General features: G+C 73.2%; 9 protein-coding genes and 1 pseudogene. 4 read left to right on the top strand and 6 right to left on the bottom strand.

The features are described 5' to 3' along the window. Window positions 1-117 precede the first annotated feature (117 nt). The 3 genes from ACWC0C_RS26600 to ACWC0C_RS26610 all read left to right on the top strand — a co-directional run bounded on the left by ACWC0C_RS26600 (window position 118) and on the right by ACWC0C_RS26610 (window position 3833). Entirely contained in the window at window positions 118-1371 is a 1254-nt protein-coding gene (locus ACWC0C_RS26600) for an FUSC family protein (protein WP_450866302.1), read from the top strand. Window positions 1372-1441: 70 nt separating this feature from the next. Then, window positions 1442-2500: a hypothetical protein gene (locus ACWC0C_RS26605; protein WP_450866304.1), complete on the top strand. Its 1059-nt coding sequence runs from the start codon at window positions 1442-1444 to the stop codon at window positions 2498-2500. A 112-nt stretch (window positions 2501-2612) separates the two neighbouring features. Then, complete coding sequence (locus ACWC0C_RS26610) at window positions 2613-3833, top strand: lactonase family protein (RefSeq protein WP_450866306.1); 1221 nt, start codon at window positions 2613-2615, stop codon at window positions 3831-3833. Here ACWC0C_RS26610 and ACWC0C_RS26615 read toward each other — a convergent pair. Beyond that, on the bottom strand, window positions 3801-4526 hold the full coding sequence (locus ACWC0C_RS26615) for a DUF2470 domain-containing protein (RefSeq protein WP_450866307.1): 726 nt from the start codon (window positions 4524-4526) through the stop codon (window positions 3801-3803). The two genes, ACWC0C_RS26610 and ACWC0C_RS26615, sit on opposite strands and share 33 nt — an antisense overlap. 92 nt (window positions 4527-4618) lie before the next feature. Then, on the bottom strand, window positions 4619-5224 hold the full coding sequence (locus ACWC0C_RS26620; RefSeq protein ID WP_450866309.1) for a TetR/AcrR family transcriptional regulator: 606 nt from the start codon (window positions 5222-5224) through the stop codon (window positions 4619-4621). A gap of 103 nt (window positions 5225-5327) precedes the next feature. Between ACWC0C_RS26620 and ACWC0C_RS26625 the strand changes: the two genes are divergently transcribed. Beyond that, window positions 5328-6881, top strand: a complete 1554-nt coding sequence (locus ACWC0C_RS26625) for a cytochrome P450 (protein ID WP_450866311.1) — start codon at window positions 5328-5330, stop codon at window positions 6879-6881. Here ACWC0C_RS26625 and ACWC0C_RS26630 read toward each other — a convergent pair. The 4 genes and pseudogenes from ACWC0C_RS26630 to ACWC0C_RS26645 form a co-directional block, all read right to left on the bottom strand. Continuing rightward, entirely contained in the window at window positions 6843-7691 is an 849-nt protein-coding gene (locus ACWC0C_RS26630) for a pentapeptide repeat-containing protein (RefSeq protein ID WP_450866313.1), read from the bottom strand. The two genes, ACWC0C_RS26625 and ACWC0C_RS26630, sit on opposite strands and share 39 nt — an antisense overlap. A gap of 26 nt (window positions 7692-7717) precedes the next feature. Further along, window positions 7718-8461, bottom strand: a complete 744-nt coding sequence (locus ACWC0C_RS26635) for a PIG-L deacetylase family protein (protein WP_450866315.1) — start codon at window positions 8459-8461, stop codon at window positions 7718-7720. 122 nt (window positions 8462-8583) lie between these two features. After that, on the bottom strand, window positions 8584-9885 hold the full coding sequence (locus ACWC0C_RS26640; protein ID WP_449193890.1) for an alpha/beta fold hydrolase: 1302 nt from the start codon (window positions 9883-9885) through the stop codon (window positions 8584-8586). Window positions 9886-9995: 110 nt separating this feature from the next. Then, window positions 9996-11020: pseudogene (locus ACWC0C_RS26645) on the bottom strand (LacI family DNA-binding transcriptional regulator). Window positions 11021-11099 lie beyond the last annotated feature (79 nt).

Consider the following 11099-nt stretch of genomic DNA (forward strand, 5'->3'; position numbering starts at 1 on the left):
GCTCTCGATGCGGCGGCTTCCCCACCCACCGAGAACACCGTACGAACACTTGCGGACAGTTGCGGTCCTCAATCACGGCACGTTCGACCCACCCGAGGAATGGGAACAGGCCAAGGGATGCACGACGAACGGAAGTGGACCACGGGACTGCTGCGCCTGGTGGAGCGCCGCCGGGAGCCGGTCGTCGTCCAGACGCTGCGGTCGGCGACCGCGGCGACGATCGCCTATGTCGTCGCCCTGCGGCTGAGCCCCGAGCCGGCCCCGCTCACCGCCCCCCTGACCGCGCTGCTGGTCGTCCAGGTGACCTTCTACGCCACCCTCACCAACGGCATCCGCCGGGTGAACTCGGTGGTGGCCGGGGTGCTGGTCGCCATCGCCTTCAGCGGGCTGGTGGGGCTCACCTGGTGGAGCCTCGCGCTGCTGATCGTGGCCTCGCTGACCGTCGGGCACCTGGTGCGGGTCGACGAGTACGTGGCCGAGGTGGCGATCAGCGCCATGCTGGTCCTCGGGGTCACCACCGTCGGGTTCACCGCCTGGGCGCGCATCGTGGAGACCCTGATCGGCGCGGTCGTCGGGACGGCCTGCAATCTGCTGCTCCCGCCCCCGGTGTGGGTGGACGAGGCGGGCCACTCGATCGAGGACCAGGCGCGCCGGGTGCGGCAGTTGATGCTGCGCATGGGCGAGGAGGCGGGCGGCCGGATCCCCTGGGAGCGGGCGGCCGAGCGGTTGCACGAGGCACGGCAGCTGGACCAGCACATCAGCCAGGTGGACGCCTCGCTGCGGCAGGCCGAGGACAGTCTGCGGTTCAACCCGCGGGTCAAGGAGGGCCTGCTGCACCGGGTGGTGCTGCGCACCGGTCTGGACGCGCTGGAGATCTGCACGGTGGTCCTGCGGGTGCTGGCCCGGTCCTTCACGGACCTGGCGAAGGCCCGCGGGGCCGAGGACCTGTTCCCGCCCCGGGTCGGGGCGACCGTGGAACAGCTGCTGTCGGAGATCGCCGACGCGGTGGTCAGCTTCGCGGTCCTGGTCACCACGCATCTGAGCACGAACGCCGAGTCGGCGGAGGCCCGCCTGTCCGCCGAGCTGCACACGGCGGCCGGCACCCGGGACCGGCTGGCCGAGCTGCTTCGCGAGGAGATCGGCGCGGACTGGGCGAACTGGCAGCTGTACGGGGCCGTGCTGACCGAGACGACCCGGATCATCGACGAGCTGAACACCGAGCACCGCACCCGCCGCCTGCTGGAGGAACTGGACCGGGTGTCCCGCAGGAACCGGGCGAAGCTGCCGCGGATGACCCGGCTGCGCGAGCGGCTCGGGGTGCAGGAGGAGCTGTGGCGGAACCGTACGGGGTTCGGCGAACGTTCTCGGTGAGGAAGATGCCGGGCGGGGCCCGGCGGGACGGCGCCGGGACAGCCGGCGCAGAGCGCGAGGGGGCGACCGGATGGCCGGTTCCGAGGTGCGGATCGAAGGGAACACACTGCGGTTGCCGGGCGGGGTGGCGGTGCGGTTCATCCGCACGCTGCGGCTGCCGGAGACGGGCACGCACCCGCTGCCGCCGGGGCTGGGCGAGTTCCCGGTCCGGCGGGTCGCGGACTACGCGGACACGGTTCCGCAGGAGTGGCGGGCGCGCGGTGGCGTGATGCTGCCGGTGTACCTGCGCGAGGCGATGTGGCTGAGCTTCTCCGGTTCGAGGGAGCCGGCCGCGCTCCAGGTCGGGGTCGGCAAGGTGTGCGCGGTGTCCGGTCGGCCCTGGAGCGACCGTCTCGCCCGCGATCCGCAGAACTACGTGGTGCTGCCCCGCCAGCCCTGGCTGGACGGCATCAACTCCGGCAAGGGGACGGTCCGCCAGTTCGTCGCCGTACCGCTGGGTCTCGGCGCGACGGTCGAGGGGCAGGTCACCGGCGAGGAGGTGTGGGGCGGGGTGCAGCTGCAGTCGTTCCCGCTGCGCGAGCCGCTCCTCACCGAGTGGCGGCGCCGCGAGCGGGAGCGGGAGGAGGCGCGCCGCAGGGCCCTGGCGGCCGGACCGGCGGGCATGTACGGCGCGCCGATGATGGCCTACGGGCCGGCCGCCCCCGGCGCGCCGACGCCGCCGGTCGGCGGTGCCGCACCGCAGCGGGCCGCGGCCATGGGGCTCGGTGTCGGCGGCTCGATGCGCCAGGAGGTGTACCGGGACGACCGGCCGCTGACGGACTGGTCCGAGGAGCCCGCGGGGCGCGTGTTCGTCCATCTGGTCACCCCGCCGCAGTGGCGGCGCATCACCGGCGAGGCGCCCCCGCCGTCGCCGGTGGACCGGGCGGCGTACACGAGCGCGGGACTGCCCTGGTACGACTACTACGACGCGGATGCCGCGGATCTGGCCCCCACCGACACCCTGGGGGCGGTCAAGCCGGTGGGCGAGTGGCTCGGGGACGATCTGGACCCGTGGCAGGCGCCGTCGGCCGGCCAGGTGACCCCGCTGAAGGACGCGCCGGGCAAGCCGGTCGAGGACGGGGACTGGTAGACCCGCCGCCTGTTGCGCTTCGCGCAATGCCCGTTGCCTGGGTTGCCCTTGGCGGCGGGTTGGGGCCAAGGTGGCTGTCACGACCGGGGCAACCGACGACCTGAGGTGCGGCATGGACGGGGAGGCACGGGCGGCGCGAGGCAGGCTTGGGGGCTCCCGGGGCGGCTGGAGCCGGCGCCGGTTCGTCGGAGCCCTGGCGGGCACGGCCGCCGTGGTGACGGTGCCGGCCCCGGCGGCCCCGCCGGCGGACGACCCGGCCGTGGCGGACAGACCCGGGGCCGCCGCACCGCCCCGCGGGGCGTCCGGGCCGCGTCCGCTGTACGTGGGGACCTACACCTCGGCCGACGGGGGCGGCACCGGCATCGGGCTGGCCTCCTACGACCCGGTGACCGGCCGGATCACCGGTTCCGGCACGCTCACCGGCGCCCCCGACCCGTCGTATCTCGCCGTGCACCCGGACGGCCGCACGCTGTACGCGGTGGACGAGCGCCAGGACGGCGGGGTGACGGCCGTACGCCTCGCCGACCGGCGGATCCTCGGCACCCGGAGCACGGGCGGCGCGAGCCCGTGTCACGTGTCGGTGCATCCCTCCGGGCGGTGGCTGCTGAGCGCGAACTACGGGTCGGGCAGTGTGGCCGTGCATCCGGTCGACGCCTCGGGCGCCCTCGGCGAGCACACCGACGTCGTCACGCACACGACCCCATCACCCGGCCCGGGTCAACAGGGGCCGCACGCACACCAGTTCATCACGAGTCCGGACGGCGGCCACGTCCTCGCGGTCGACCTCGGGACCGACACCGTCTACAGCTACCGACTCGACCAGGCCGAGGGCACGCTGACCGAGGTGGCGCAGGCGCACACCCGGCCCGGGGCGGGACCGCGCCATCTGACCTTCCATCCGGGCGGCCGCTACGCCTATCTGGCCAACGAGGTGGACGACACGGTCGCCGTCTGCGCCTACGACCCCGGCTCCGGCCGGCTGATGATCGGTGAGCCGCAGCCCACGGGCTCGGGCGGCGGCACCAACTACCCGGCGCAGTTCGTGGTGACGGCGAACGGCGGGTACGCGTTCCTGGCCAACCGGGGCCACAACAGCCTCGCGCGGTATGCGATCGAGGCCGACGGGGCACGGCTGCGGCTGCTCGGCACGGTGCCGGTGGGCGGGGACTTCCCGCGGCAGATCGCCCTCTGTCCGGACGGCGGGCTGCTGTTCGCGGCGAACCAGCGCTCGGGGACGGTCACCGTCTTCCACGTGGACGCGGACAGCGGCGAACTCCGGTCGGCCGGCGAGCCGTTCGCCTCACCCGTCGCCGTCTGCGCGCTGCCGCTGTAGCGCGCGCGGGCAGGCGGCGGCGACGGCCTGGGCCAGCAGGGCGTGCATGCGCTCGGTGAGCTGGGCGACGTCGTCGGCGGGCGTGTGGAAGGGCAGTCGTACGTCGCCGTGGGCGCGGGTGCGCTCGATGCGCAGGGTCAGTCCGTGCCGGTCCACGGCGAGGGGCAGCACCCGGGTCGCGGCGTGCAGGCTCTCCGGCCGCACCAGGCGGGTCAGCCGCTCCACGGCGTCCGGGTGGGCGTCGGCGAGGTGGGTGAGGAGCCGCGCCTCGGCCTCGGCGAGGGGGTCGGGCCGGGCGGCCGCGTACTCGTCGAGGTCGACGACGACGGATCCGGAGGACTGCCGGAGCACCACACGGGTGGGCCGCAGCAGCAGGGCGCCGCGGTCCGGGGCGAACCAGCCGGCGAGATAGAGCCGGGCCCGGATCCGGCCCCGTACGGGTACGGGGGCCACGTCGGCGAACTCCAGCACGGCGGCGGGTTCCTGGCGCGGGGCGCAGATGGCCGCGGTGAGCAGGGCGCTGTCATCGGGCACCGCCAGCCGTACGGCGCCGTCGTCGGTCACGGTGTGCGCGCCGACGTACTCCTCGCGGGCGCCGTCCGCGGTCACCGCGCACGACCAGGCAGCGGCCAGCACCGACCGTGCCCGCTCCGCCGCGCCGGGTGCGGCCGTCCAGTCCTGCGTGTCACCCATCCTCGACCTCCTTAGGTAAGCCTTGCCTAACCTATCGGAGATCGGGGCGCGCGCCAACCACGTCCCCACCGGCGGACAGGAGCGGACACCGATCAGGCGATGACACCCAACAGCGCCCGCGCGCACAGGTCGCGCACCTGCTCGCGGCTCAACTCGCCATCGCGCAGCCACTCCAGGCACACGGCCGTGGTGAAGGCGAGCCAGCCGCGCACGGCCAGGCGGACATGCGGGGCACCCTCCAGGACGGGGCCGAACTCGGGGTCGGCGGCGAGCGCGGCGAGGATCTGCTGTTCCTGGGCGGCCAGGGCCCTCTGGTAGACCCGGCGTACGGCCTGGTCGCCGGCCGCGTCGGCGCGGTGGAAGGCGCGGAAGCCATGGGCGTGGGCCTGGACGTAACCGAGGTAGGTGTCCAGGCCCGCGGCGAGCTGCTCGCGCACCGGCACGCCGGGCACGGCCGCGGTCATACGCAGCATCCGCTCGCTCTCGCGCTCCACGACCGCCGCGAAGAAGTCCCGCTTGGTCGGGAAGTAGTGGTACAGCAGCCCCCGGGAGACCCCGGCGATCTCGGCGACCTGCTCGATCCACACGTCGTCGTAGGGGCTCTCCGAGAACAGCTTCGCGCCGACCGAGAGCAGCTGCTCACGACGCTCCTCGGTGCTGAGTCTGCGCCGGGTGCGTTCCCCCTGGTTCGCGGGCATGGCGTCACTTTACTTGACGTGGGTTCAACAGGCGGACCAGACTGAAGCCGGTTATTGAACCCACGTACAACACGCGGCCGCTGGATCAAGGGAGATCGGCGTCATGGCGCAGACGACGCAGAGGACGGACACGACGCAGCCGACGGACGCGGGCCTGCCGAAAGGTTTCCGGAGCGCCGAACTGGGCTGGCCCGAGCTGCACCGCATCCCACATCCGCCGCGCCGGCTGCCGCTGCTCGGCGATGTGCTCGGCGCCGACCGGCGCAAGCCGGTGCAGGACTCCATGCGCTTCGCGCGCGAGCTGGGGCCGATCTTCCGGCGGCGGGCCTTCGGCAAGGAGTTCGTGTTCGTGTGGGGCACCCGACTGGCCGCGGACCTGGCCGACGAGTCCCGGTTCGCCAAGCACGTAGGTCTGGGCGTGGCCAATCTGCGGCCGGTCGCCGGGGACGGCCTGTTCACCGCCTACAACCACGAGCCCAACTGGCAGCTGGCGCACGACGTCCTGGCGCCCGGTTTCAGCCGGGAGGCCATGGAGGGCTACCACGGGATGATGCTGGCGGTCGCCGAGCGCCTGACCGGGCACTGGGACCGTGAGGCGGCGGCCGGGCGCACGGTGGACGTGCCCGGGGACATGACCAAGCTGACCCTGGAGACGATCGCGCGGACCGGGTTCGGGCACGACTTCGGCTCCTTCGAGCGGGACCGGCCGCACCCCTTCGTCACCGCGATGGTCGGCACGCTCACCTACGCCCAGCGCCTGAACAGCGTGCCCGCTCCGCTGGCTCCGCTGCTGCTGCGCACCGCCGCCCGGCGCAACGCGGCCGACATGGCCTTCCTCAACCGCACGGTCGACGACCTGGTCGCGCAGCGGCGCCGGTCGGGCCGCGCAGAAGGCGACCTGCTGGACCGGATGCTGGAGACGGCCCACCCGGAGACCGGCGAGAGACTGTCGGCGGAGAACGTCCGCAAGCAGGTGATCACCTTCCTGGTCGCGGGCCACGAGACCACCTCGGGCGCGCTCTCCTTCGCCCTGTACTACCTCGCCCGGCATCCCGAGATCGCCGCCCGGGCCCGCGCCGAGGTGGACCGCGTCTGGGGCGACACCGCACTACCGGACTACGACCAGGTGGCCAAGCTCCGTTACGTCCGCCGGGTGCTGGACGAGTCCCTGCGCCTGTGGCCGACCGCACCGGCCTTCGCCCGCGAGGCCCGGCACGACACCGTCCTCGCCGACGAGCACCCGATGCTCCAGGGCGCCTGGGCGCTGGTCCTGACACCGATGCTGCACCGCGACCCGGAGGTCTGGGGCGAGGACGCCGAACGCTTCGACCCGGACCGCTTCGACGCCCAGGCCGTACGGGCCCGGACCCCGCACACCTTCAAGCCCTTCGGCACCGGCGCACGCGCCTGCATCGGCCGCCAGTTCGCCCTCCACGAGGCGACACTGGTCCTCGGCCTGCTGCTACGCCGCTACGACCTGCGGGCCGACCCCGCTTACCGCCTGACCGTCACCGAACGCCTGACGGTGATGCCGGAGGGGCTGCGGCTGGGGTTGGAGCGGCGGGCGATACCGCTGAGCGGGGCTGAGGAGCAACGTACCTCGCGGCACGTCGAAACGTCAGCGGTCCGCTGTCCAGTGCACCGGCCGGCTGACTGACCCCGGCAACCGGGTCCCGGCACTCCCCCGGGCCGCGTTCAACTGCGGCTGGGTGAGGAAGAAGGCGCCGGTGAGGTCCGCGTCGGTCAGGTCGGCGTCCCGCAGATCGGCGCCGATCATGTCCGCGTCGCGCAGATCCGCGCCGGTGAGGTCGGCGGCGATGAGATAGGCACCGCGCAGACTCGCCCCGCGCAGATCGGCGCCCCGGAGCCGGGCCCCGATGAGATCCGCCCCCCGGCGGTCCTTGCCCTTGCCCTTCTTGCCCTTCCCGGAGGCGGCACCGGCCCGGGCCAGTTCGCTGGTCCGCAGCAGCAGCACGTTGACCTGCCCGCGGTGCGCGGCCACGTCCAGTGCGGCCAGTTCCTCGGGGGTCTGCCGGGTCAGCCGCTCGGTCTCCTCCAGTGCCCGCCGCAGCTCGGCGTGGACGGGACGGGCGGCGGGCAGGCCAAGCGCCTCGGTCAGGTACCACAGCAGCTCGTGCAGCTGGCGTACGACCGGGAACACGTCGAACATCCGGCGCGCGTGCTCCTGTGTCCCCGTACGCCAGTCCTGCCCGCCGAAGGTGACCTGCGAGACCTTCTGTCCGGCGCCGAAACAGTCGTAGACCGTGCAGCCGGTGAACCCTTTCTTGCGCAGGTCGGCGTGGATGCCGCAGCGGTGGTCACCCTGGAGGTTCGGGCACGGCTTCCCGGCGGGCTTGTCGAGCGCGAAGTCGGCGGACGCGGCGAAGGGCAGGGCGACACAGCACAGCCCGAAACAGCGCGCGCAGTCCCCGCGCAGCTCCGGAAGGCCGGCTATCTGATCTGGCATGAGGGACAGCCTACTGACCTGCTCGGTCAACGGCTGAACACCTCGAACGCCACCGCCGGTGTGCCGCCGAAGCGCGCGGCGTTGGCCGTGGTCTGCGTGGTCAGGAAGTCGCGGACGTAGGTCTCGGGGTCCTGGTCGGTCAACGCCTCGATGTAGGTGCGGTGTTCGAGCAGCGAACGCACCGCCCGCTCCAGGCCGGGCCCCGCGTCGACCGCGTGGGTGGGCCTGCTGGAGCCCGCTATCGCCACCCAGCGGACGCCGTTGAAGGGGTCGAGGCCCTGCTCGGTGAGTTCCGGGAAGATCCACCGGTTGCCGGCGTCCGCGACGGCGTCCAGGGTGGCCCGACCGACCGCCACGTGGTCCGGGGTGTTCCAGGCGACGTCGCCCCAGGTGTCGCGGTGGTTGAGGGTGAGGACGAGTTCGGGCCGGTGCCGGCGGATCGCGGCGGCGATGTCCCGGCGCAGCGCGGGCCCGTACTCGATCACCCCGTCCCGGTGGTCGAGGAACTCCACGGCGTCGACGCCCACGACCGCCGCGCCGGCCCGCTGCTCGCGTTCGCGCAGCGGGCCGCAGGTCGCGGGGTCGATGGTGTCGATGCCCGCCTCGCCACGGGTCGCCAGGACATAGGTGACCTCCCGGCCGCCGCCGGTCCAGGCTGCGACGGCGGCGGAGCACCCGTACTCCAGGTCGTCCGGGTGGGCCACCACGGCCAGGGCGCGCTGCCAGTCGTCGGGCATGGGCCGGAGCTGGGGGATGCTGGGCTCGGTCATGGCTCGCAGCCTAGGCGCTCCGCTGGGTGGGCCGCGATGGAGGTGTGTGCCGCGTCAGGCCGTGTTTCGTCTGCGGCGCCGTCGTGGCTGGGCGCGCAGTTCCCCGCGCCCCTTCGGGCGCTTCACGCGTCGTCGCGTGCCATCTCCAGGAGTCGGTCCAGGACTCGTGGGGCGCCTGCGCGGAGGCCGTCGTGTTCGAATTCGTTCGTGATCCAGGTGCGCAGGCCGTGGATCGCGCGGGCGGTCTCCAGGGAGTGTGCGGTGTCGACGTACATGTCGTCGTGGTAGACGGCAGCCACGACCGGGACCTCGTTGGCGGCGAGGCGGGCGGGGTCGTACAGGGGCTGCCAGTCGGTGCGGGCGGCGAGCAGGTCGGCGGTCTCGCGCAGGGGGCGCAGTGCGGGGTCGGTGTCGAACATCCAGGGGTGGATCGTCTCGCCGGTGAACAGCACCGGGGTGTCCCCCGCCAGCGCCTTGGCCGCGTCGAACTGCGGGAACTCGGCGCGGATCCGTTCGGCGGCCCAGGCGGTGGGGCGGGCGTCCTGGCCGTAGATCGACTCGTGGACGAGGGCGTAGAGGGGGTGGCCGGCGTACGACAGCAGGGACTGGGCCTGTTCCTGGAAGGCGTCGGACAGCTCCAGGCCGAACGGTGTGCGCACGAAGGCGTCCTCGAGGAGGTGGTGCAGCCGGTGGCTGCCGTCGCCCCCGCCGAGCATCAGGCCGAGGGACTGGAACGCCTCGACGGTGAACCGGTAACCGTTGGGCAGGACCACCTCGTTGGTGAGGAGGTGGTCGGCGATACGGCGGGCCCGTTCCACGTCCTGCGGGTAGCGGGCGTAGTGCGCGCTGACCTTGCGTTCGATGCGCGGGTAGGCCGCGCGGTAGACGTCGTCGGCGTGGGCGTGCAGGGAGGGCAGGCCTCCGGTGATGACGGCGGTGTCCAGGCCCTCGGGGGCGAGGGAGAGGTACGACACCGTGCAGAAGCCGCCGAAGCTCTGGCCGAGCACGGTCCACGGGGCGCCGCCGGTGACCTGCGGACGGATGGCCTCGCAGTCCCGGACGATGGCGTCGGCGCGGAACCGGGTGAGGTACTCGGCCTGCTCGGCGGGGCCGCCGCGCAGCGGGAGCGTCTGCCGGGTGGCGGGGGTGGAGCTGCCGGTGCCGCGCTGGTCGAGCAGCAGGACGCGGTAGTCCTTCAGGGCCCGGTCGAGCCAGGTCTGACGTCCGACGAAACGATTCGCCCCGAAGCCTGGGCCGCCCTGGAGATACAGCAGCCACGGCAGCTCCTGCCCGGCCTTGTCGCTCGCAACCGCTTCGCGGGCGTACAGCTCGATCGTCTCGCCGTCCGGGGCGGCGTGGTCGAGGGGCACGGTGAAGCGGCGGTCGGTGAGGATGACGCCGGGCTGGCGGTAGCTGAGGCTCAACGGGTCTCCCGGGACGGACGGTAGGGACGGGTCCCAGTTCAGCACATGAGAAAGCGCGTGCCGACCCCAGGGATCATGGATTCTTACTGAACTTCCGGTCAGCACCCGGCTCAGCGGGCGACGAGGCTGGAGCGGCGCACCACCAGCTCCGGCTGGAGCACCACCCGGCGGTGCTCGTGCGTCGGTCTGCCCTCGCCCTGCTCGGTCTCCTCCAGCAGCAGCTCGGCCGCGAGGGCGCCCATGGTGACGGCGGGCTGCCGTACGGAGGTCAGCGGTACGGCGGCCGCCGCCGCGAACTCGATGTCGTCGTAACCGACGATCGCCAGGTCGTCCGGAACGGTGACACCGGCCGCGTACATGGCCTGCAGGACACCGAGGGCGAGCAGGTCGTTGGCGCAGAACACGGCGGTGGGACGGTCGGCGAGGCCGAGCAGACGGGCACCGGCGTCGCGGCCGGCGGCCACGTCGAGGCGTTCGGTGGGCAGCTCGCGCAGCGCTTCGGGGCCGAGTCCGGCCTCGGCCAGGGCGTTCAGCGCGCCGGTGCGGCGGTCGCGGACCTGGTTGAGCCCGGGCGGTCCGCTGACGTAGGCGATGGAGCGGTGTCCGGCGTCCACCAGATGGCGGACCGCGAGCGCGCCACCGGCCACGTCGTCCACGGAGACCGAGCACTCGGTGGTGCCCTCGGCGACCCGGTCGACCAGCACGAACGGGATGCTGTGCCGGCGGAAGGCCGCGATGTTGCGGCCGGTGGCGTCGGCCGGGGTCAGCAGCACGCCCGCACCCGCTGCTCGGCGAACAGGGACAGGTACTCGGCCTCCTCGGCGGCGTCCTGCGCGCTGTTGCACACCATCACGCCGAGCCCCGCCTCGCGGGCCGCCCGCTCGGCGCCGCGCGCCACGTCCACGAAGAACGGGTTGCCCATGTCGAGCACGAGCAGGCCCATGATCCGGCTGCGGCCCGCACGCAGCTGACGGGCGGACTCGCTGCGGACATAGCCGAGCCGCTCGATGGCGGACTGCACCCGGGCGCGGGTCTCGGAGGCGACCGTGTCCGGACGGTTGATCACGTTCGACACGGTGCCCACGGAGACCCCGGCGGCACGGGCGACGTCCTTGATACCCACCAACTGGGCCATCGGCTTTCAGACCTCCAGGGATGACGAGGGGCGGCGGGCGGATCCTCACATTACCGTCACCGCCCCCTGTGACGGCCCG

The organism is Streptomyces sp. NPDC001709, assembly GCF_053596375.1.

Excerpts from the sequence above, each read along its gene's own strand:
- ACWC0C_RS26600 (WP_450866302.1), top strand. The coding sequence starts at position 118 with ATGCACGACGAACGGAAGTGGACCACGGGACTGCTGCGCCTGGTGGAG.
- ACWC0C_RS26605 (WP_450866304.1), top strand. The coding sequence starts at position 1,442 with ATGGCCGGTTCCGAGGTGCGGATCGAAGGGAACACACTGCGGTTGCCG.
- ACWC0C_RS26610 (WP_450866306.1), top strand. The coding sequence starts at position 2,613 with ATGGACGGGGAGGCACGGGCGGCGCGAGGCAGGCTTGGGGGCTCCCGG.
- ACWC0C_RS26615 (WP_450866307.1), bottom strand. The coding sequence starts at position 4,526 with ATGGGTGACACGCAGGACTGGACGGCCGCACCCGGCGCGGCGGAGCGG.
- ACWC0C_RS26620 (WP_450866309.1), bottom strand. The coding sequence starts at position 5,224 with ATGCCCGCGAACCAGGGGGAACGCACCCGGCGCAGACTCAGCACCGAG.
- ACWC0C_RS26625 (WP_450866311.1), top strand. The coding sequence starts at position 5,328 with ATGGCGCAGACGACGCAGAGGACGGACACGACGCAGCCGACGGACGCG.
- ACWC0C_RS26630 (WP_450866313.1), bottom strand. The coding sequence starts at position 7,691 with ATGCCAGATCAGATAGCCGGCCTTCCGGAGCTGCGCGGGGACTGCGCG.
- ACWC0C_RS26635 (WP_450866315.1), bottom strand. The coding sequence starts at position 8,461 with ATGACCGAGCCCAGCATCCCCCAGCTCCGGCCCATGCCCGACGACTGG.